Here is an 18,624-nt window from a genome sequence, read left to right as displayed (position 1 = left end):
CCGTCGATGCCCGCCGATCCGTAGATTCGTCGGTATGGACAGGACACCACAGACCATCACCGTCGAGGGGTTGACTCGGCGCTTCGGGGACTTCACCGCCGTCGACCACGTCGACTTCACCGTCGAGCGGGGTCGGATGACCGGCTTCGTCGGCGGCAACGGCGCCGGCAAGACGACGACGATGCGGATGATCATGGGTGTCCTGTCGATCACCGAGGGGCAGGTCCTCTGGGGTGGGCGCCCCATGACGACGGCCGATCAGCGCGCCATCGGGTACATGCCCGAGGAGCGCGGGCTCTACCCCAAGCAAAAGGTCGCCGACCAGCTGATCTATCTGGGGCAGCTGAAGGGTCTCTCCCGCAAGGACGCCCGCAGCTCCGTGATGGACCTGCTGGAGCGACTCGGTCTGGGCGAGCGCACCGGCGACACGGTCGAGTCGCTGTCCCTCGGCAACCAGCAGCGAGTCCAGATCGCGGCCTCGCTGATGATCGAGCCCGCCGCGCTCATCCTCGACGAGCCCTTCTCCGGGCTCGACCCCGACGCCGTGGACTCCATGGCCGACCTGCTGCGCGAACACACTGCTCGGGGCGTGCCCGTCCTCTTCTCCAGCCACCAGCTCGACCTCGTCGACCGCCTGTGCGATGAGCTCGTCATCCTCGCCGAGGGCCGGGTGCGCGCGACGGGCAGCCCCACCGACCTGCGCGGTGGCGCCCCTCGGCGCCACCGGTTCGTCGCCGCCCACGACGCCGGCTGGGTGCGGGAGGTCCCCGGCGTCGTCGCGGTCGACGTCGACGGGCACACCGCGATCGTCGACGTCACCGACGGCTCCGAGGCCGACCGCGACCGGGTCCTGGGGCAGCTGCTCGCCGAGGGACTGCGCCGCGGTGGTGTCACCGAGCTGTCGCCGATCGTCCCGCCCCTGTCCGAGGTCTACCGAGAGGTGACGTCATGAACGCCAACACCGCCTGGGCTCTCGTCGCGCAGCGGGAGCTGTCGGTCCGCCTGCGCGACAAGACCTTCATCATCTCCACGATCCTCTCGCTCGTCGTCATCGTCGGGATCTTCGCGTTCCAGGCGTGGAGCTCGAGCAAGGACACGACCTACGACCTCGCGGTGACCTCCCAGTCCCAGGAGATGGGACAGGTGGTCAAGGACTCCGCGCCGGAGGTCGACGACACGGTCTCGATCGACCTCGTCGAGGCCGATGACGCCCAAGCGGCAGAGACCGCGGTCATGGACGAGGAGGCCGATGCCTGGCTGCGCCAGACCGACGACGGGTGGCAGCTCGTCGGACGGTCCGAGGTCCCGGGCTCGCTCAACGACGTCGCCGGGCAGACGATCAGCCAGTCCGTCCTCTCGACCAATGCCCAGGATGCCGGCACCGACCTCGCGCAGCTGCAGGCCGGGTCGACCGTCTCCACCGACATCCTCGACGGCACCGCGGACCAGCAGGCCGCCGCGACGATCGTGGGGACGATCATGGCGATCCTCTTCTACACCGCTGCCGTGGTCTTCGGGATGTACCTCGCGATGAGCGTCACGGAGGAGAAGCAGTCCCGGATCGTCGAGATCATCGCGACCTCGATCTCGCTGCGCAGTCTGCTCTTCGGCAAGCTCGCCGCCGCCGTGGCGCTGGCCGTCGGGCAGCTGCTGCTCTACGCGGCGGTGGCGCTCATCGGGGTGAGCTTCACCGACTTCGGGGACGTGCTGCCCGGCCTGACCAGCGGCCTGCTGTGGTTCGTCCTCTTCTTCCTCGCCGGCTTCACCATGATCGCGGCCCTCTACGCCGTCGCCGGTGCGCTCGCCTCACGCCAGGAGGACATCCAGTCCACGTCGTTGCCGGTGACGATGATGCTCATGGCGGTCTTCTTCGGGGCGCTCTTCGCCAAGGGGGGTGTCGCCGACGTCCTCGCCTGGATCCCTCCCTTCTCCGCGGTGCTCCAGCCGATGCGCCTGGTCTCCGGCGAGGGTCAGTGGTGGGAGGCGCTGGTCAGCCTCGGGCTGCTCATCGCCGCCACGGGCGCAGTGATCCTCGTCGCCGAGCGGATCTACCGGCGGGCCCTGATGCAGACCTCCGGGAAGCTCACCTACACGCAGGCGTGGAAGGCCGAGGTCTGAGCAGGGCCTCACCAGTACGCGGATCGGCCGGACGCCTGCAGGGGGGTGTCCGGCCGATCTGTCACCGGAAATCGACATCGGGCCCGGATACATCCGGGCCCGATGTCGATTTCCCTGTCAGGACCCGTCTCAGTCGGGCAGCACCCGCCGCAGGCGAAGGGAGTTGAGCACCACGAGGACCGAGGAGAGGGCCATGGCGCCCCCGGCGACCATCGGGTTGAGCAGACCGGCCATCGCGAGCGGGATCGCGGCGATGTTGTAACCGAAGGCCCAGCCGAGGTTCTGCTTGATGACCGTGAGGGTCTCGCGGGAGAGCTCGATCGCGCGTGGCACCGACTCGAGGTCCGCGTGGACGAGGACGATGTCCGCCGACTCCATCGCCACGTCCGTGCCGGTGCCCATCGCCATGCCGAGGTCGGCGCGCACGATCGCCGCGGCGTCGTTGACGCCGTCGCCGACCATCGCGACGACCCGGCCCTCCTCCTGGAGTCGCTCGATGACGTCGTGCTTGTCCTGCGGCCGGACGTCGGAGATGACGTGCTCGGGCTCGATCCCCACCGTCGCCGCGATCGAGGTCGCATTGTGCTCGGCGTCGCCGCTGAGCAGCCAGACCTGCAGCCCCTCGGCGCGCAGGGCACGGATCGCGTCACCCGAGGTCTCGCGCACCTCGTCGGCGACGGTCAGGGTGCCCCGGGCGATCCCGTCCCAGCCGACGAAGACCGTCGTGCCGGGACGCTCCAGGGTGGCCAGCTCGGCCGGCACCTCGTCGAAGAGGTCCGACCGGCCGACGGTGACACGGGTGCTCTTGATCGTCGCGACGGCGCCGGAGCCGGGGAGGCTCTCGAAGTCGCGGATCGTCGGGACCCGGATGCCCTTCTCCTGCGCGCGGCGCACGATCGCCCGGGCGATCGGGTGCTCGCTACCGGACTCGACCGCCGCGGCGGCGGTGAGCACTGCGGCCGGGTGCAGCCCCGGAGCGGCGGCGAGGTCGACGACCTGGGCGACGCCCGTGGTGATCGTCCCGGTCTTGTCGAGGACGAGGGTGTCGATGCGTCGGGTGTCCTCGAGGACCTGCGGCCCCTTGATGAGGATGCCCCGCTGCGCGCCGCGGCTCGTGCCGACGAGCAGGGCCATCGGCGTGGCCAGCCCGAGCGCGCACGGGCAGGCGATGATCAGCACGGTCACGGCCACACCGATCGCGGTGGTCGCCGAGCCGGACCCGATCCACCAGCCGACGAAGGTCAGCAGCGCGATCACGAGGACGGCCGGGACGAAGACCGCGGAGACCCGGTCGGCGAGGCGCTGCACGTCGGCCTTGCCCGTCTGGGCCTGCTCGACGAGCCGCACGATCGAGGCGAAGGTCGTGTCCGCGCCCACGGCGGTCGCCTCGACGACGAGCCGGCCGGAGGTGTTGACCGTGCCGGCGTCGACCGTGTCGCCGGTGCGCACGTCGACCGGGAGTGACTCGCCGGTGACGAGCGAGGTGTCGATGGAGCTGGAGCCGTCCACGACGAGGCCGTCGGTCGCGACCTTCTCTCCCGGCCGGACGATGAAGTGGTCGCCCACCTGCAGCTCGTCGAGCGGGAGGATGACCTCGGTCGTCGCCCGGGTGCGCGAGTCGATCCGCTGGACGGCGACCCCCTTCGACCCCAGGTCCATCAGCTCGGTGAGGGCCGAGCGTCCCTCGTCCTTGCTGCGGGCCTCGAGCCAGCGGCCGATGAGGAGGAAGGCGGTGATGACCGCCGACGTCTCGAAGTAGTAGTGCCCGCTCTCGCCGGCTCCGGTGAGCAGCGTGACGAAGGACCACAGGTACGCCGCGCTCACGCCGAGGCTGACGAGCGTGTCCATCGTCGACGCGAGGTGGCGGGCGTTGAGGTACGCCGCCCGGTGGAAGGGCCAGGCGGCCCAGAGGACGACCGGGGTCGTGATGACCCACTGCACCCACGGGTTGGCCGCGAAGGTCCACGGCCCCATCGCGAGGACCGCGACGACCAACGCCAGGATGCTGGCGACGATCGCACGGCGCTGCAGGTCCCGACGCGCGATCGGGGTGTGCGTCGGGGGGGCGAGGCGGGCCTCGGGCTCGATGACGCTCGCGCCGTACCCGGTGGACTCGATGCTCGTGATGAGGTCCTCGACGCTCACCGACTCCGGGTGGCTGACCTTCGCCTTCTCCGTGGCGAGGTTGACCGTGGCGTCGACGCCGTCGATCTTGCCGAGGGTGCGCTCGATCCGGGCCGAGCAGGACGCACAGGTCATGCCGGTGATCGCCAGGTCGACGGAGCGCTCGGCGTCCTCGGTCACGGCCTCGGGGCGGGGGTCGGTCGTCGTCGACATCAGGAGGTCACCGGGGGCACGGTCAGGTGGGTGGTGGTGCTCATGCTTCATCATCTCGGCTCGTGGGGAAGGGGCGGGGAGGCGAAGGGGGCGCGTCGCCCCGGTCAGGAGCGCACGAGGCGGGCGATCGCGGCGCTGGCCTCGGCGACCTTCTCCGCAGCCGCCTCGTCACCCTCCCGGGCCGCGTCGACGACGCAGTGCCCGACGTGGTCCTCGAGGAGGCCGAGGCTCACGGCCTGCAGGGCCTTCGTCGCCGCGGACACCTGCGTGAGGATGTCGATGCAGTAGGTGTCGTCCTCGACCATGCGGGCGATGCCGCGGATCTGGCCCTCGACGCGACTGAGTCGCTTGAGGTATTCGTCCTTGCTGCCGCTGTATCCGGCCATGGGTCCTCCTGGGGTCTGCTGCCATGATACCCCGTGAGGGTATTCAGCCGAGCATGCGGAAGAGGGGGCTGTCCGGCGAGATCGTCTCGATGGGGAGCGGGGAGGCGTCCATGCGGGTGAGCAGCGGGCCCAGGTCGCCGGGGTCGCCGAGCTCCAGGCCGACCACCGCGGTGCCGGTGTCGCGATTGTTGCGCTTGACGTAGTCGAAGAAGGTGATGTCGTCCTCGGGGCCGAGGACCTCGTCGAGGAAGCGGCGCAGCGCGCCCGGCTCCTGGGGGAAGGTCACGAGGAAGTAGTGCTTGCGCCCCTCGTGCACCAGCGCCCGCTCGACGATCTCCGCGTAGCGGGAGACGTCGTTGTTGCCCCCGGAGACCACGGCGACGACGGTCGAGCCCGCAACGACGTCGAGGTCCGGCAGCACGGTCGTGGCCAGGGCGCCCGCGGGCTCGGCGATGATCCCGTCGGTCTGGTACATGTCGAGCATCTCGACGCAGATGGCCCCCTCGGAAACCGTCGTCAGCTCCGAGCCGGTCGCGTCGACGGCCGCGTGGGTCAGCTCGCCGACCCGACGCACCGCGGCCCCGTCGACGAAGGGGGAGACCTCATCGAGGTCCACCGGCGTCCCCGCGGCCAGGGCCGCGGCCATCGACGCCGCGAGCTCCGGCTCCACCCCGACCAGCCGGGTGGCCGCGGCGTGCTCGGCCATCCACGTGGCCATGCCGCCGAGCAGGCCGCCGCCGCCGACGGGGACGGTGACGACATCGGGGGCGTGGCCCAGCTGCTGCAGGATCTCCACGGCGACGGCGCCCTGCCCGGCCATGGTCTCGAGCGCGTCGAAGGCGGGGACGACGGCTGCGCCGGTGCTGGCCGCATCCTCGGCGGCGGCCCGGGCGGCGTCGTCGTAGACCTCGCCGGTGACGATGACCTCGACCATGTCACCGCCGAGTGCGGCGACGCGGTCACGCTTTTGTCGGGGGGTGTTGCGCGGCAGGTAGATCCGGGATCGCACGCCGAGGCGCTGACCGGCGAAGGCGACCCCCTGCGCATGGTTTCCCGCGCTCGCGGCGACGACGCCCTTCGCTCGCTGCTCGTCGGAGAGCCCGGAGATCAGGGTGAAGGCGCCACGGAGCTTGTAGGAGCGGACCGGCTGCAGGTCCTCGCGCTTGAGCCAGACCTCGGCGCCGGTGACCGCCGAGAGGCGCTCGCTGCGTTGCAGCGGACTCGGCGGGAGGACGCCGGCGAGCAGCGCGGCCGCGGCATCGACGGCAGAGGCGGTCAGCAGGGGGGCGGTCACGGCACCAACGGTAGTCGGCCACCGTCGCCGACGTGCCGCCGAGTCGGACCGAGCCGTCAGCCGAGGGCGGCGTCGACCACCCCCTTCGCATCCGCCTGAACCTGGGTGAGGTGCTCCGGCCCGCGGAAGGACTCGGCGTAGATCTTGTACACGTCCTCGGTGCCGGACGGGCGGGCGGCGAACCACGCGGCCTCGGTGACGACCTTGAGCCCACCGATGGCCGCGCCGTTGCCGGGGGCGGTGGTGAGCTTCGCGGTGATCGGCTCGCCGGCGATCGTGTCCGCGGTGACGGCGTCGGGGGTGAGGCCCTTCAGGGCCGCCTTCTGGTCGCGGGTGGCCGGGGCGTCGATGCGGGCATACGCCGGCTCGCCGTGGCGGGCCACGAGGTCCGCGTAGTGCGCGCTGGGTGAGCGCCCGGTCGTCGCGAGGATCTCCGAGGCGAGCAGGGCGAGGATGATCCCGTCCTTGTCGGTCGTCCAGGTGGATCCGTCGAAGCGCAGGAAGGACGCGCCCGCGGACTCCTCGCCGCCGAAGCCGACCGACCCGTCGAGCAGCCCCGGGACGAACCACTTGAAGCCCACGGGCACCTCCCAGAGCTCCTTGCCGAGGTCGCCGGCGACCCGGTCGATCATCGAGCTCGACACGAGGGTCTTGCCGATCCGCTCGCTCGACCAGTCCGGCCGGGCGCCACCGTAGAGGTACTGCAGGGCGACGGCGAGGTAGTGGTTGGGGTTCATCAGACCGCCGTCGGGCGTGACGATGCCGTGCCGGTCGGCGTCGGCGTCGTTGCCGGAGGCGATGTCGTAGCGGTCCTTGTTCCGGATCAGACTCGCCATCGCGGCCGGGGACGAGCAGTCCATGCGGATCCTGCCGTCCCGGTCGAGCGTCATGAATCGCCAGGTCGGGTCGACGAGCGGATTGACGACGGTCACGTCCAGGCCGTGGCGCTCGCCGATCTCGCCCCAGTAGTGGACGGCGGCACCACCCATGGGATCCGCTCCGATGCGCACGCCGGCGTCCTTGATCCGTTGCAGGTCAACGACGTTCGGCAGGTCGTCGACGTAGGCGGCGAGGTAGTCGTGGTCGGTCGCCGAGGCGCGGGCACGGGCGAAGGGGGTCCGCCGCACCTGTCGCAGACGGTCGCGCAGATGGGCATTCGCGGCGTCGGCGATCGCGCTCGTCGCGTCACTGTCGGCAGGACCGCCGTGGGGCGGGTTGTACTTGAATCCACCGTCGCCCGGGGGGTTGTGCGAGGGGGTGACGACGATGCCGTCGGCCAGCCCGCCCCCCGTCGTGAGGTCCTTGCCGCGGTTGGCGGTGAGGATCGCGTGCGAGATCGCCGGTGTGGGGGTGTAGCCGTCCCGGGAGTCGACGAGGACGGTGACGTCATTGCCGACGAGGACCTCGAGGGCGCTGGTCCACGCCGGCTCGGACAGGGCGTGGGTGTCGCGACCGAGGAAGAGCGGCCCGTCGATGCCCTGCGCCCGGCGCACGTCGACGATCGCCTGGGTCGTGGCGAGGATGTGTGCCTCGTTGAAGGAACCGGCAAGGGAGGTGCCGCGGTGCCCGCTCGTGCCGAAGGCGACCTGCTGGTCGACGTCCTCGGGGTCGGGCGCGACCGCGTAGTAGGCCGTGACGACGTGACTGACGTCGATGAGGTCCTCGGGCAGTGCGGGCGAACCGGCGCGATCAGCGGCTGAGCTCATGCTCTGACGGTAGCGGGCGGGACGCGCCGACACAGCGTGGCTAGGGTCGGACCATGACCTCGGCAGCCGGAACCCTCACCTGGACGCCTGCGGCGGAGCGGCCGGAGCTGCTCGCCGCTCCCGTGGCGGCGGCGATCGAGGCCCTGCCGTCCGCGCGGGTGGCGAGGATCGACCCCGAGCTCGCGGACACCGAGGCCTTCTGCGCGGCCTACGGGTCGCCGCCGCAGTTCTCCGCCAACTGCGTCGTCGTCGCCGGGCGAAGGGGAGGGGAGACCAGGCGCGCCGCCGTCCTCGTCCTCGCCACCGGCCGGGCGGACATCAACAACGTCGTGCGGCGGCACATCGACGCCCGCAAGATCTCCTTCGCCCCGATGGACGAGGCCGTCGAGCTGTCGGGGATGGAGTACGGCGGGATCACGCCGGTGGGGCTGCCGGATGGCTGGCCGGTCCTCGTCGACGAAGGGGTCGTCGCCGCCGGCGAGGTCGTCATCGGTTCCGGACTCCGCGGCTCGAAGCTGCTCGTCGACGCCGCGGAGCTCGCGGCACTGCCCGCAGCCGAGGTGCTGGCGCTCGCTCTGCCCCCAGCCCCTGCGTAGACTCGCGGATGTGCCCGTGCCAGTGACCTTCCACAGCGTGCTGGCAGATGCTGCGCGCATGCGGGCACTGATGCGCACCGTGCGCCACCCGGGGACGAATGGGTGGACCAGCGAGTGGGGCACCAATGCCCACGGGGAGATTGCCGGGTGCCCGCCACCGGTGTGAGCCACACGTCCACGTCGACGTCGTCGTAGCCCACCCCCTTCCGCCCCCGTGAAAGCTGAGTTCCCCCATGCCCGAGAACCGATCTGCCGTCCCCGTTCGCAGTGCTCCCCACGAGTTGTGGCGAGGGGTGCGCGAGAGCGCCCGCAGCGACGCCTTCGGTGGTGCCCTGCTCCTCGGCGCCACCGTCCTCGCCCTCGTCCTGGCCAACACCCCCGCCGTCGGTGGGTACGAGGCGGTGCGTGACTTCTCCTTCGGTCCGGGCGCGCTGCACCTCGACCTGACCGTGGGCGAGTGGGCCTCCGACGGGCTGCTGGCGATCTTCTTCTTCGTCGTCGGACTCGAGCTGAAGGAGGAGTTCGTCGCCGGCACGCTGCGTGACCCCCGGCGGGCAGCCATGCCCATCGCCGCGGCCGTCGGCGGAGTGGTCGTGCCCGCGCTGATCTTCACGGCCATCGCGATCTCCGCCGGCGGCGGTGCCCTCCAGGGGTGGGCCATCCCGACGGCGACGGACATCGCCTTCGCCGTGGCCGTGCTCGCCGTCGTGGGGCGCTTCCTGCCTCCGGCGCTGCGGGTCTTCCTGCTGACCCTGGCCATCGTCGACGACCTCATCGCGATCACGATCATCGCCATCTTCTACTCCCAGGGCCTGGAGCTGCAGTGGCTCCTGCTGGCCCTGGTGCCGTTGGCGCTGTTCGCCGTCCTCGCCCAGCGGGGGATGTACTCGTGGTACCTGCTCCTGCCCCTCGGCGTCACCACCTGGGCCCTCGTGCACGCCTCGGGCGTCCACGCGACCGTCGCCGGTGTCCTGCTCGGCTTCACGGTTCCCGTCCTGGCGACGCAGCGCGCCCGGGTGCGCACCGCCACCACCGATGACGGGGACCCGGTGTACGACGGCCTCACCGCCCACCTGGCCGACCAGTGGGGGATCTTCTCGACGCTGATCGCGGTGCCGGTGTTCGCCTTCTTCGCCGCCGGGGTGGCCGTCGGCGGCCTCGAGGGGCTGCGCGGGGCACTGTCCGACCCGATCACCCTCGGGATCATCGCGGGTCTCGTCGTGGGCAAACCGATCGGGATCGTGGGGACGAGCTTCGCGCTCAGCCGCCTGCCGTCCTTCGATCTCGACGGCTCGCTGCGCTGGAGCGATCTGGTCGGGGTCAGCTTCCTCGCCGGGGTCGGTTTCACCGTCTCCCTCCTCGTCGGCGACCTGGCCTACGGCGGCAGCGACGTCCCGGACGAGCACGTGAAGATCGGCGTGCTCCTCGGGTCCCTCGTCGCGGCCGTGATCGGGGGCGCACTCCTGGCGGTCCGGAGCCGCAGTCTCGGCCGCTCGGGCGCTGGCAGCGGACCGGATCAGGCCGCCGCGTCGGTCACAGGGACTCCAGAAGGCGCCTGACCCGCTGCTTGATGTCCTCCCGGATGGGGCGCACGGCAGCGATGCCCTGACCGGCCGGGTCGTCGAGCTGCCAGTCCTCGTACCGCTTGCCGGGAAAGATCGGACAGGCATCGCCGCAGCCCATGGTGATGACGACGTCGCTGGCCTGCACGGCGTCGGTCGTGAGGACCTTCGGGCGCTCGGCGGACAGGTCGATGCCCTCCTCGAGCATGGCGGCGTGGACGGCGGGGTTGATCGAGTCGGCGGGGGCGGACCCCGCCGACCGCACCTCGACGGCACCCTCGGACAGGTGCCGGGTGTACGCAGCGGCCATCTGGGACCGGCCGGCGTTGTGCACGCAGACGAAGAGCACGCTCGGTCGATCAGTCATGGAAGGCCTCGGATCAGTGGGGTTGGTCATCAGAGCAGCTCACGAAGGAGCTGGGTGACGCGGGACTGGATGTCGTCGCGGATGTCTCGGACGACCTCGAGCGGCTGCCCGGCCGGGTCGGCCACGTCCCAGTCCTCGTACCGCTTGCCCGGCAAGATCGGGCACGCGTCACCGCAGCCCATGGTGATGATGACGTCGGCGGCTTGGACGACCCGGTGGGTCACCGGCTTCGGATAGGGCGTGGTCAGGTCGATCCCCCGCTCGGCGAGGGCCTCGACGACGAGGGGGTTGACCTCGTCGACGGGCCGGGACCCGGCCGACCGGACGTGCACCCTGCGGGCCGAGAGGTGCTCGGTGAGTGCCGCGGCCATCTGGGAGCGACCCGCGTTGTGCACGCACACGAAGAGGATCTCGGGCACCTGTGTGGCGATGCGCCCCTCGGACTGGGCGATCGCCATGAGCTGCTCACGGGACTCGCGGGCGACGAAGATCGGGAGGTATCGGGTGAGCCTGGCGGTCGGCTCCAACAGGGCGCGGGCCTCCCGGACGACCTCGGCGACCGTCTCGCGAGAGAAGACCCCTTCGTAGGTGTAGCTCAGGTCGTCGACGATCCGGTTGTAGGTCCCGTCGGTGTCCGACGTCGTCGTCATACCGCCCCCTGGGAGCGAACAGCTGTCGGGGTGGTGGGCCCTGTGTGGGGGAAGCGCCGTCGCAGCGCGAGGCTGACGTAGACCAGGCCGACGAGGACGGGGACCTCGATGAGCGGACCGACCACCCCGGCCAGCGCCTGCCCGCTCGTGGCGCCGAAGGTGGCGATGGCGACCGCGATGGCCAGCTCGAAGTTGTTGCCGGCGGCGGTGAAGGCCAGCGTGGTGGTGCGCTCGTAGCTCATCTGCAGCAGGCGGCCGGTGAGGTAGCCGATCCCCCACATGAGGGCGAAGTACGCCAGGAGGGGAAGGGCGATCCGCACCACGTCCTGCGGGGCGGAGGTGATCGCCTCGCCCTGGAGGGCGAAGAGGACGACGATCGTGAAGAGCAGGCCGTACAGGGCCCACGGCCCGATGGCGGGCAGGAAGGAGCCCTCGTAGCGCTCACGGCCCCACCGCCGCTCGCCCACGCGGCGCGAGAGGTAGCCCGCGAGGAGCGGGACGCCGAGGAAGATCAGCACGGACTTCGCGATCTGCCAGGCGGAGACGTCCAGCGCCGTCTGCTCGAGGCCGAGCCAGCCGGGCAGGACGGAGAGGTAGAACCACCCGAGCCCGGCGAAGGCGACGACCTGGAAGAGGGAGTTGATGGCGACGAGCACGGCCGCCGCGTCGCGATCCCCGCAGGCCAGATCGTTCCAGATGATGACCATGGCGATGCAGCGCGCGAGCCCGACGATGATCAGGCCGGTGCGGTACTCGGGCAGGTCGGGCAGCAGGAGCCAGGCCAGGGTGAACATCAGCGCCGGCCCGACGAGCCAGTTCAGGACCAGGGAGGACCCGAGCAGCCGTCGGTCGTGGGTCACGGTGTCGAGGCGGTCGTAGCGGACCTTCGCCAGGACCGGGTACATCATCACGAGCAGCCCGAGGGCGATCGGCAGGGAGATGCCGTCGATCTCGACCGTGCCGAGGGCCTCGCCCAGGCCGGGGACGAGGCGGCCGAGCAGCAGGCCGCCGACCATCGCCAGGCCGATCCAGACCGGGAGGTACCGATCGAGCGTGGACAGGCGCGGCGCGGAGGTGGGGGTGGTGGACATCAGGCCCCCTTCCGCGCGCGGATGAAGGCGCTGGCGAAGGCGCCGTCGAGCTCGTCGATGATCCCCGCGAGGGTCCAGCCCTCGGGGACCTGGTCGTCGACCATGTCGGACATGCGGTGCAGCTCGTCCCGGTCGAAGGTGCGCGTCACCTCGACCCCGGGGTCGGTGAACCCCGCGGTGGTGAGCTTGTCGACGTAGTGCGCATCGAGGAGCGCTCCGGAGACGCAGCCGGTCCACAGGCCGACGATCCCGCGCAGCGCGTCGGGGATCTCGCGGAGCAGGACGATGTCGGAGACGGCAAAGCGCCCGCCGGGGCGCAGCACCCGGTGGGCCTCGGCGAGCACGGCGTCCTTGTCGGGGGAGAGGTTGATGACGCAGTTGGAGATGATCACGTCGACCGACCCGTCGGCCATCGGGACGTCCTCGATCGTCCCGCGGAGGAACTGGGCGTTGTCGATGCCGGCCTCGGCCCGGTTGCGGTGGGCCAGCTCGAGCATCTCGTCGGTCATGTCGAGCCCGTACGCGGTGCCGTCCGGGCCCACCCGGCGGGCGGACAGCAGGACGTCGAGCCCGCCGCCGGAGCCGAGGTCGAGGACGTCCTCGCCCGGGGAGAGCTCGGCGAGGGCCGTGGGATTGCCGCAGCCGAGCGAGGCGGCCAGCGCGGAGTCCGACGGCGTGTCCGTGCCCTCGTACAGGCCGATGGTGATCGGGTCCGTGGCCTGCCCGCCGCAGCACGGGTCGGCCGAGGGGTCGAGCGAGCGGCGCGCCTCCTGCGCGTAGCGGGTGCGGACGGCGTCGTGGGTGTCGGACGGCTGGGGCACGAGGACTCCTGGTTTGACGTACATCGAATCAGTGGTGCGAATCTAGGGTGACCCCTGTTTCGAAGTGTGTCAAGATAACTCTCGTGAGCCTCATCGAGTCCGACCCCCGGGAGCGAGCCGCCACCTGTTGCGGTCTCGCGACCTCCCCGGTGTCGCCGGAGGACGCGGCCCGGCTGGCGCCGGTCTTCAAGGCCCTCGGTGACCCCGTCCGTCTGCGGATGGCCTCGATGATCGCCGCCCAGCCGGAGCTGTGCGTCTGCGAGATCACGCCGGCCTTCGACCTCTCGTCCGGCACGATCTCGCACCACCTGAGGCTGTTGCGTGAGGCGGGGCTCGTCGGCTGCGAGCGTCGCGGCACCTATGTCTACTACTGGATCAACCCGGAGGCGCTCGCGGCCCTGTCGACCCTCCTGGCGGTCCAGGCCCCGGTCTGAGCGGCAGACCGCACGTCGAGGTTTGACGCACCGGTGGCGGGGGTGTCCCATTGCCCCATGACCGACCTCGCGATCGTCGACGCCGCCCCCACCCCCCTTCGTGCTCGGGTGGGGACGAAGTTCGCCTACGGGACCACGGGCGTCCACGAGGCGCTGTTGTCCTTCGCGGTCTCCAGCGCGCACGACATCCTCGAGGAGGAGATCCTCATCCACGCGGGCGGGCGCCGTGTGGACGCGGTCGAGCTCGCCGGCAACCACGGCACGCGACTGCACCTGGTGGAGCAGGTCGGCGACGGCTGGCTCGAGGTGACCTACTCCGCGCTCGTCGACATCACCCGCCCCACGGGGGGCCAGGTCGGTCAGGAGATCGACTTCGACCGCTGGGTCTTCACCCGGCCGAGCCGCTACGCGGAGTCGGACCGGCTCGCGCCCATGGCTGCGCGGCTCTTCCCGAACCAGTCCGGTCGTCGACGGGTCGAGGCCGTCACCGAGTGGGTCAACGCCCACATGGCCTACATCTCCGGAGCCAGCCGGGGGACCGACGGCGCCGTGGACTCGATCCTCCAGGCGTCCGGGGTGTGCCGCGACTTCGCCCACGTCGTCGTCGCGCTGCTGCGTGCGCTCGGCACGCCGGCGCGCCTGGTCTCGGTCTACGCGCCCGGACTGCAGCCGATGGACTTCCACGCCGTCGCCGAGGCCTGGGTCGAGGGCGCCTGGCACATCGCCGACGCGACCCACCTCGCTCCGCGGGAGGGGATGGTCCGCATCGCCACCGGGCGCGACGCGGCGGACACCGCCTTCCTCACCACCCGCGGTGGCCGCATGGTCTTCAACCGCCAGATGGTCACGGCAGCCCTGGTCGAAGGTGCCCTGCCGACGGAGGACCCCTCAGCGCTCGTCCGTCTCGCCTGACCGACCCCGAGGACGGGGCCGGCGACGTCGGCGGGCCGGACGGGGCGACTACGCTCGGGCCATGTCACGACCCAGGCCGTCTGCGACCGTTCTGCGCGTCCTCGCGGGGGTGGCCGTCCTCGTCTGGTTCGTGCTCGCTGGTGTGGGAGGCCCCCTCGTCGGGCAGCTGAGCAGCGTGCAGAACAACGACCAAGCGTCCTTCCTGCCGCAGGATGCCGAGTCGACCCAGGTCACGCAACGTCTGTCGGACTTCGATGCCGATGCCACCCTGCCGCTGCTCATCGTCGTCGAGGACACCGACGGCCTGGATCCGGCGGTGCTCAAGGAGCTGGGCAGCTACGCGAAGGGCCTCCCGGAGGCCAGCCTCACGAGTGCGCCGGGGACGCTCGGTGACTACCTGGCCGAGCCGCGCATCCCGGTCATCCCGGCGGAGGACGGGCAGGCGGCCATGCTCGTGGTCAGCCTCGACGCCGCTGCGGTCGAGAAGACGGTCGACGAGAGCGCGGTCTCCGACCTCATCGTCGAGGACCTGCGCGGCGACCTCGCCCCCGATGTCGACGCGACGGTCGCTGTCACCGGACCGGCCGGCTTCACGGCCGACCTCGTCAAGGCCTTCGCCGGCATCGACGGACTCCTGCTCGGGGTCACCCTCGGCGTCGTCCTGGTGATCCTGCTCGTGGTCTATCGCAGCCCGATCCTGCCCTTCGTCGTCCTCCTCACGAGCATCTTCGGCCTGGCCCTGGCGGCCCTGCTGATCTACCCGATGGCCAGCGCCGAGTGGATCCAGCTGTCCGGCCAGAGCCAGGGGATCCTCTTCATCCTCGTCGTCGGGGCCGCGACGGACTACTCGCTGCTGCTGGTGGCCAGGTACCGCGAGGAGCTGCACGAGCGCGACCCGCTGCCGGCCCTCACCGTGGCCTGGCGCCAGACGCTCGGGCCGGTCGCTGCCAGTGGCGGCACGGTCATCGCCGGCCTGTTGTGCCTTCTCCTGTCGGACCTGGGCAACATCTCGGGCCTCGGTCCCATCGGTGCGCTGGGCATCGTCGGCGCCATGGTCTCCGCGCTCACCCTGCTGCCCGCGGCGCTGGCGCTGCTGGGCCGAGTGGCCTTCTGGCCCTCCGTCCCGAAGCGGGGGACCGCTCCGCAGCACCGCTTCTGGGGTTCGGTCGCCGAACGGGTCACCGCCCGCCCACGGTTGACGTGGCTCGTCACGAGCGGCGTGCTGCTCATCGCTGCGGCGGGTGCGCTGACCTTCAACTCCTCGGGGATCACCCAGGCCGAGTTCTTCACCACCGAGGTCGAGTCGGTGGACGGGCAGGACGTGGTCGACCGGCACTTTGACGGTGGCGACCAGCGCCCCGTGCAGGTGATCGCCCCCTCGTCAGTCGTCACGGACGCGAAGGGAGTGCTGTCCGACAGCGCGGACGTCACCGGCACGGTGAAGGAGACGGCGTCGACGACCGGCGCGGACTCCACCCTGCTGACGGCGACCCTCGCGGTCGGGTCGGAGTCGCAGGAGGCGCGTGACGTGGTGCGGGATCTGCGCACGGACCTGCACGCCGTCGACCCGACGATCCGCGTCGGTGGCGCGACGGCGACGACGGTCGACACGGACGACGCGAGCGAGCGTGACCTGAGGGTGGTCATCCCGAGCATCCTGCTCGTCGTCACGCTCATCCTCATGGCCCTGCTGCGCTCGGTGGCCGCCTCGGTGATCCTCGTCGCGGTCAATCTGCTGACCTTCGCCGCGACCCTGGGGATCTCGGCCGTGCTCTTCAACCACGTCCTCGGGTACCCGGGCGCGGACCCGTCCACGCCGGTGCTCGGCTTCGTATTCCTCGTCGCTCTCGCCGTGGACTACTCGATCTTCCTCATGACGAGGGCCCGCGAGGAGTCCCTGCAGGTCGGCACCCGGCGCGGGATCCGTCGTGCGGTCGCGGTCACCGGCGGGGTCATCACCAGCGCCGGGGTCGTCCTGGCAGCGACCTTCTCCGCACTGGCGGTCATCCCGTTGCTCTTCCTCGCCCAGATCGCCTTCATCGTCGCCTTCGGCGTGCTCCTCGACACGATCGTCACCCGCTCGATCCTCGTGCCGGCGATCGCGGCGGACCTGGGCAACCGCATCTGGTGGCCGCGCGCGGACCGGATGGCCGCCGACGCCGCACGCGTGGACGTCGAGCGATCGCGCGCCGGTCGCCACCGCGCCTGAGCTCAGCGCAGGAGGTCGACCAGCTGCGGGGCCAGCCCGACGTACGTCGCGGGGGTCATCGCGGTGAGGCGCTCCTCGACGTCGGCGGGCAGGCCGAGGCCGCGGACGAACTCCACGAGCTCCGGCTGGCCGATGCGGTGACCGCGGGTGAGCTCCTTGAGGCGCTCGTAGGGCTCGTCCATGCCCTCGACACCCTGGGCGCCCAGCGCACGCATCACCGACTGGATCGGCTCACCGAGCACCTCCCAGTTCGCATCGAGGTCGGCACCCATCGCCTCGGGTACGGCGTCGAGCCCGGCGAGGCCGCGGCCGGCGTTGTCCAGGGCGAGCAGCGAGTGCCCGAGTGCGGTGCCGATGTTGCGCTGCATCGAGCTGTCCGTGAGGTCCCGCTGCAGACGCGAGGTGACGAGGGTGGTGGCCAGGACGTCGAGGAGGGCATTGCTCACCTCGAGGTTGGCCTCGGCGTTCTCGAAGCGGATGGGGTTGACCTTGTGCGGCATCGTGCTCGAGCCGACGGTGCCCTGGCCGCGCACCTGGGCGAAGTAGCCCAACGAGATGTAGGTCCACGCATCGGTGCACAGGTTGTGCAGCACCCGGTTGAACCGCGCGATGTCGGCGTAGATCTCGGCCTGCCAGTCGTGCGACTCGATCTGCGTCGTGAGGGGGTTCCACGTCAGGCCGAGGTGCTCGACGAAGGACCGCGAGATCTCCACCCAGTCCGCGTCCGGCACGGCGGCCAGGTGGGCGCCGAAGGTCCCGGTCGCACCATTGATCTTGCCGAGGTACTCGCCGGCGGCGACGCGGCGCACCTGGCGCAGCAGGCGGTGGGCGAGCACGGCGAGCTCCTTGCCCATCGTCGTCGGTGTCGCCGGCTGGCCGTGGGTGTGCGCCAGCAGTGGCACGTCGCGCAGCTCCTCGGCCATCGCGGCCACGGTCTTCGCGAAGTCGTCGGCGCGGGGGAGCCACACCTGCTCGACCGCACCCTGCACCATGAGGGCGTACGCGAGGTTGTTGATGTCCTCGCTCGTGCAGCAGAAGTGGATCAGTTCACCGAGCCCGGCGTCCTGGGGGTCCGGTGCGATCCGGCCGAGGCGCTGCTTGAGGTAGTACTCGACGGCCTTGACGTCGTGCTGGGTGACCTTCTCGCTCGCGGCCAGCTCGGCGATGTCCTCGGGTCCGAAGTCCTCGACGACCTGTCGCAGGGCGGCCTGCTCGGTGTCGGTGAGGGCGCGGACCCCGGGGACGACCTGCTTCGAGGTGAGGTGGATCAGCCACTCGACCTCGACGTGCACCCGCATCCGGTTGAGCGCCGGCTCGCTCAGGTGGTCGATGAGCGGTGCGACGGAGGGCCGGTAGCGACCATCCAGTGCGCCGAGGGCGATCTGGGGCGTGGCATCAGCGAGGCTCTGCATGCGCCCATCTTCCCATCAGGCGAAGGGGGCGACCCGCCCCGGTCGACGAGGCCAGGGTCAGGGCTCCGCGTGGGGGTTCGGCGTCGTGTCCTCGTAGGCCCGCACGATCTGCGTCGTCGCGCGACGCATGTCCGTCAGGGTCTGCCTCCGGTCGAGGGTCACCGTGGACTCGACGTAGAGCATCCGACCGTTGATCTTGGCCGCGACCCGGGCCTTGCGCGTCGGGGCGACGTCGGTCTCGATCCGGGTGCCGGAGATCCCCGGGGCCACGGTCACGGGGTCGCCGGCCGTCTCCTGCTCGCGCAGGATGCCCGCGTCACCGCCCGAGCCGACGACGTCCAACCACCGCCACTCGACGATGACCGCTCCGTCCTCGGAGGAGCTGACCACCCGGCACCCCTCCTCGGTCGGCTCGATGCTCGCGGCCTGGCCGCCGCGGACCCAGGCATCGACGGTCTTCTGCGGGATGAGCGTGCAGTCGATCTCGTAGGGGTCGGGCGTCGTCGAGCTGCTGTCCGGGGTGCCCGAGGAGCCGGCGTCGCCGGGCGAGGTGCTCTCGGAGGTGGCCGACGAGCTGCTCGGCGCCGCGCTGCTGGAGGTGTTGGCCGGCGTGCTCTTCGTCGAGCTGTCGTCCGCCGCGCCGGCGCCGCCGCTGCAGGCGGAGAGGACGAGGGCTCCGCTGACCAGGGCCGTGGTGGCGGCGACGGGGATTCGGCGACGTCTGAGCAT

The 18,624-nt window shown here is 71.1% G+C and carries 18 protein-coding genes; 8 read left to right on the top strand and 10 right to left on the bottom strand.

Annotation, left to right across the window (positions count from 1 at the left end; all coding sequences use genetic code 11):
* Window positions 1-34: 34 nt before the first annotated feature.
* On the top strand, window positions 35-952 hold the full coding sequence (locus ACR9E9_RS00825; RefSeq protein WP_435200715.1) for an ABC transporter ATP-binding protein: 918 nt from the start codon (window positions 35-37) through the stop codon (window positions 950-952).
* Window positions 949-2,118 (top strand): ABC transporter permease, encoded by a 1,170-nt coding sequence (locus ACR9E9_RS00820; protein WP_435200713.1) that lies wholly within the window; start codon window positions 949-951, stop codon window positions 2,116-2,118. Before ACR9E9_RS00825 ends, ACR9E9_RS00820 begins: the two co-directional genes overlap by 4 nt.
* A gap of 129 nt (window positions 2,119-2,247) precedes the next feature.
* Here ACR9E9_RS00820 and ACR9E9_RS00815 read toward each other — a convergent pair whose 3' ends face one another.
* From ACR9E9_RS00815 to pgm, 4 genes are all read right to left on the bottom strand, one after another.
* Window positions 2,248-4,455, bottom strand: a complete 2,208-nt coding sequence (locus tag ACR9E9_RS00815) for a heavy metal translocating P-type ATPase (RefSeq protein WP_435200712.1) — start codon at window positions 4,453-4,455, stop codon at window positions 2,248-2,250.
* A gap of 104 nt (window positions 4,456-4,559) precedes the next feature.
* Entirely contained in the window at window positions 4,560-4,841 is a 282-nt protein-coding gene (locus ACR9E9_RS00810; RefSeq protein WP_435200710.1) for a metal-sensitive transcriptional regulator, read from the bottom strand.
* Between the two features lie 43 nt (window positions 4,842-4,884).
* On the bottom strand, window positions 4,885-6,135 hold the full coding sequence (gene ilvA / locus ACR9E9_RS00805; RefSeq protein WP_435200708.1) for a threonine ammonia-lyase IlvA: 1,251 nt from the start codon (window positions 6,133-6,135) through the stop codon (window positions 4,885-4,887).
* A gap of 56 nt (window positions 6,136-6,191) precedes the next feature.
* A complete protein-coding gene (gene pgm / locus ACR9E9_RS00800) occupies window positions 6,192-7,841 on the bottom strand; it encodes a phosphoglucomutase (alpha-D-glucose-1,6-bisphosphate-dependent) (RefSeq protein WP_435200706.1) in 1,650 nt (549 codons plus the stop codon).
* A gap of 53 nt (window positions 7,842-7,894) precedes the next feature.
* Between pgm and ACR9E9_RS00795 the strand changes: the two genes are divergently transcribed.
* From ACR9E9_RS00795 to nhaA, 3 genes are all read left to right on the top strand, one after another.
* The gene (locus ACR9E9_RS00795) at window positions 7,895-8,437 is read left to right on the top strand and encodes a YbaK/EbsC family protein (RefSeq protein WP_435200704.1); all 543 of its coding nucleotides are present in this window, start codon (window positions 7,895-7,897) and stop codon (window positions 8,435-8,437) included.
* Between the two features lie 10 nt (window positions 8,438-8,447).
* Window positions 8,448-8,603, top strand: a complete 156-nt coding sequence (locus ACR9E9_RS00790; RefSeq protein ID WP_435200702.1) for a hypothetical protein — start codon at window positions 8,448-8,450, stop codon at window positions 8,601-8,603.
* Between the two features lie 67 nt (window positions 8,604-8,670).
* Window positions 8,671-9,996 (top strand): Na+/H+ antiporter NhaA, encoded by a 1,326-nt coding sequence (gene nhaA / locus ACR9E9_RS00785; RefSeq protein WP_435200700.1) that lies wholly within the window; start codon window positions 8,671-8,673, stop codon window positions 9,994-9,996.
* On the opposite strand, the gene ACR9E9_RS00780 is transcribed toward nhaA, so the two are convergent.
* From ACR9E9_RS00780 to arsM, 4 genes are read right to left on the bottom strand one after another with little or no spacing between them, the layout of a single operon-like run.
* Window positions 9,971-10,366: an arsenate reductase ArsC gene (locus ACR9E9_RS00780; RefSeq protein WP_435200698.1), complete on the bottom strand. Its 396-nt coding sequence runs from the start codon at window positions 10,364-10,366 to the stop codon at window positions 9,971-9,973. The two genes, nhaA and ACR9E9_RS00780, sit on opposite strands and share 26 nt — an antisense overlap.
* A 29-nt stretch (window positions 10,367-10,395) precedes the next feature.
* Window positions 10,396-11,016: a low molecular weight phosphatase family protein gene (locus ACR9E9_RS00775; RefSeq protein ID WP_435200696.1), complete on the bottom strand. Its 621-nt coding sequence runs from the start codon at window positions 11,014-11,016 to the stop codon at window positions 10,396-10,398.
* The gene (gene arsB / locus ACR9E9_RS00770) at window positions 11,013-12,107 is read right to left on the bottom strand and encodes an ACR3 family arsenite efflux transporter (protein ID WP_435200694.1); all 1,095 of its coding nucleotides are present in this window, start codon (window positions 12,105-12,107) and stop codon (window positions 11,013-11,015) included. The genes ACR9E9_RS00775 and arsB overlap by 4 nt, the downstream gene beginning before the upstream one ends.
* Window positions 12,107-12,928 carry an arsenite methyltransferase gene (arsM, locus tag ACR9E9_RS00765; RefSeq protein ID WP_435200692.1) on the bottom strand — a complete coding sequence of 274 codons (822 nt, stop codon included), beginning with the start codon at window positions 12,926-12,928 and terminating at the stop codon, window positions 12,107-12,109. The genes arsB and arsM overlap by 1 nt, the downstream gene beginning before the upstream one ends.
* A gap of 83 nt (window positions 12,929-13,011) precedes the next feature.
* Here arsM and ACR9E9_RS00760 point away from each other — a divergent pair, with 83 nt between their 5' ends.
* The 3 genes from ACR9E9_RS00760 to ACR9E9_RS00750 all read left to right on the top strand — a co-directional run bounded on the left by ACR9E9_RS00760 (window position 13,012) and on the right by ACR9E9_RS00750 (window position 16,483).
* Window positions 13,012-13,362, top strand: coding sequence for an ArsR/SmtB family transcription factor (locus ACR9E9_RS00760; protein ID WP_435200690.1), 351 nt, complete (start codon window positions 13,012-13,014; stop codon window positions 13,360-13,362).
* 57 nt (window positions 13,363-13,419) lie between these two features.
* Window positions 13,420-14,274, top strand: coding sequence for a transglutaminase-like domain-containing protein (locus ACR9E9_RS00755; RefSeq protein WP_435200688.1), 855 nt, complete (start codon window positions 13,420-13,422; stop codon window positions 14,272-14,274).
* A 61-nt stretch (window positions 14,275-14,335) separates the two neighbouring features.
* On the top strand, window positions 14,336-16,483 hold the full coding sequence (locus tag ACR9E9_RS00750; protein ID WP_435200686.1) for an MMPL family transporter: 2,148 nt from the start codon (window positions 14,336-14,338) through the stop codon (window positions 16,481-16,483).
* 2 nt (window positions 16,484-16,485) lie between these two features.
* On the opposite strand, the gene purB is transcribed toward ACR9E9_RS00750, so the two are convergent.
* Together purB and ACR9E9_RS00740 are read right to left on the bottom strand one after the other, a co-directional pair.
* A complete protein-coding gene (gene purB, locus ACR9E9_RS00745) occupies window positions 16,486-17,895 on the bottom strand; it encodes an adenylosuccinate lyase (protein ID WP_435200684.1) in 1,410 nt (469 codons plus the stop codon).
* 57 nt (window positions 17,896-17,952) lie between these two features.
* The gene (locus tag ACR9E9_RS00740) at window positions 17,953-18,624 is read right to left on the bottom strand and encodes a hypothetical protein (RefSeq protein ID WP_435200682.1); all 672 of its coding nucleotides are present in this window, start codon (window positions 18,622-18,624) and stop codon (window positions 17,953-17,955) included.

It is taken from the genome of Janibacter sp. GS2 (genome assembly GCF_051200835.1).
Taxonomy (GTDB): domain Bacteria; phylum Actinomycetota; class Actinomycetes; order Actinomycetales; family Dermatophilaceae; genus Janibacter.
This window is presented reverse-complemented; position numbering and strand designations above follow the sequence as displayed.

Coding starts and splice junctions, on each gene's coding strand:
- ACR9E9_RS00825 (WP_435200715.1), top strand. CDS start 35: ATGGACAGGACACCACAGACCATCACCGTCGAGGGGTTGACTCGGCGC.
- ACR9E9_RS00820 (WP_435200713.1), top strand. CDS start 949: ATGAACGCCAACACCGCCTGGGCTCTCGTCGCGCAGCGGGAGCTGTCG.
- ACR9E9_RS00815 (WP_435200712.1), bottom strand. CDS start 4,455: ATGTCGACGACGACCGACCCCCGCCCCGAGGCCGTGACCGAGGACGCC.
- ACR9E9_RS00810 (WP_435200710.1), bottom strand. CDS start 4,841: ATGGCCGGATACAGCGGCAGCAAGGACGAATACCTCAAGCGACTCAGT.
- pgm (WP_435200706.1), bottom strand. CDS start 7,841: ATGAGCTCAGCCGCTGATCGCGCCGGTTCGCCCGCACTGCCCGAGGAC.
- ACR9E9_RS00795 (WP_435200704.1), top strand. CDS start 7,895: ATGACCTCGGCAGCCGGAACCCTCACCTGGACGCCTGCGGCGGAGCGG.
- nhaA (WP_435200700.1), top strand. CDS start 8,671: ATGCCCGAGAACCGATCTGCCGTCCCCGTTCGCAGTGCTCCCCACGAG.
- ACR9E9_RS00780 (WP_435200698.1), bottom strand. CDS start 10,366: ATGACTGATCGACCGAGCGTGCTCTTCGTCTGCGTGCACAACGCCGGC.
- ACR9E9_RS00775 (WP_435200696.1), bottom strand. CDS start 11,016: ATGACGACGACGTCGGACACCGACGGGACCTACAACCGGATCGTCGAC.
- arsB (WP_435200694.1), bottom strand. CDS start 12,107: ATGTCCACCACCCCCACCTCCGCGCCGCGCCTGTCCACGCTCGATCGG.
- ACR9E9_RS00755 (WP_435200688.1), top strand. CDS start 13,420: ATGACCGACCTCGCGATCGTCGACGCCGCCCCCACCCCCCTTCGTGCT.
- ACR9E9_RS00750 (WP_435200686.1), top strand. CDS start 14,336: ATGTCACGACCCAGGCCGTCTGCGACCGTTCTGCGCGTCCTCGCGGGG.
- purB (WP_435200684.1), bottom strand. CDS start 17,895: ATGCAGAGCCTCGCTGATGCCACGCCCCAGATCGCCCTCGGCGCACTG.
- ACR9E9_RS00740 (WP_435200682.1), bottom strand. CDS start 18,624: ATGCTCAGACGTCGCCGAATCCCCGTCGCCGCCACCACGGCCCTGGTC.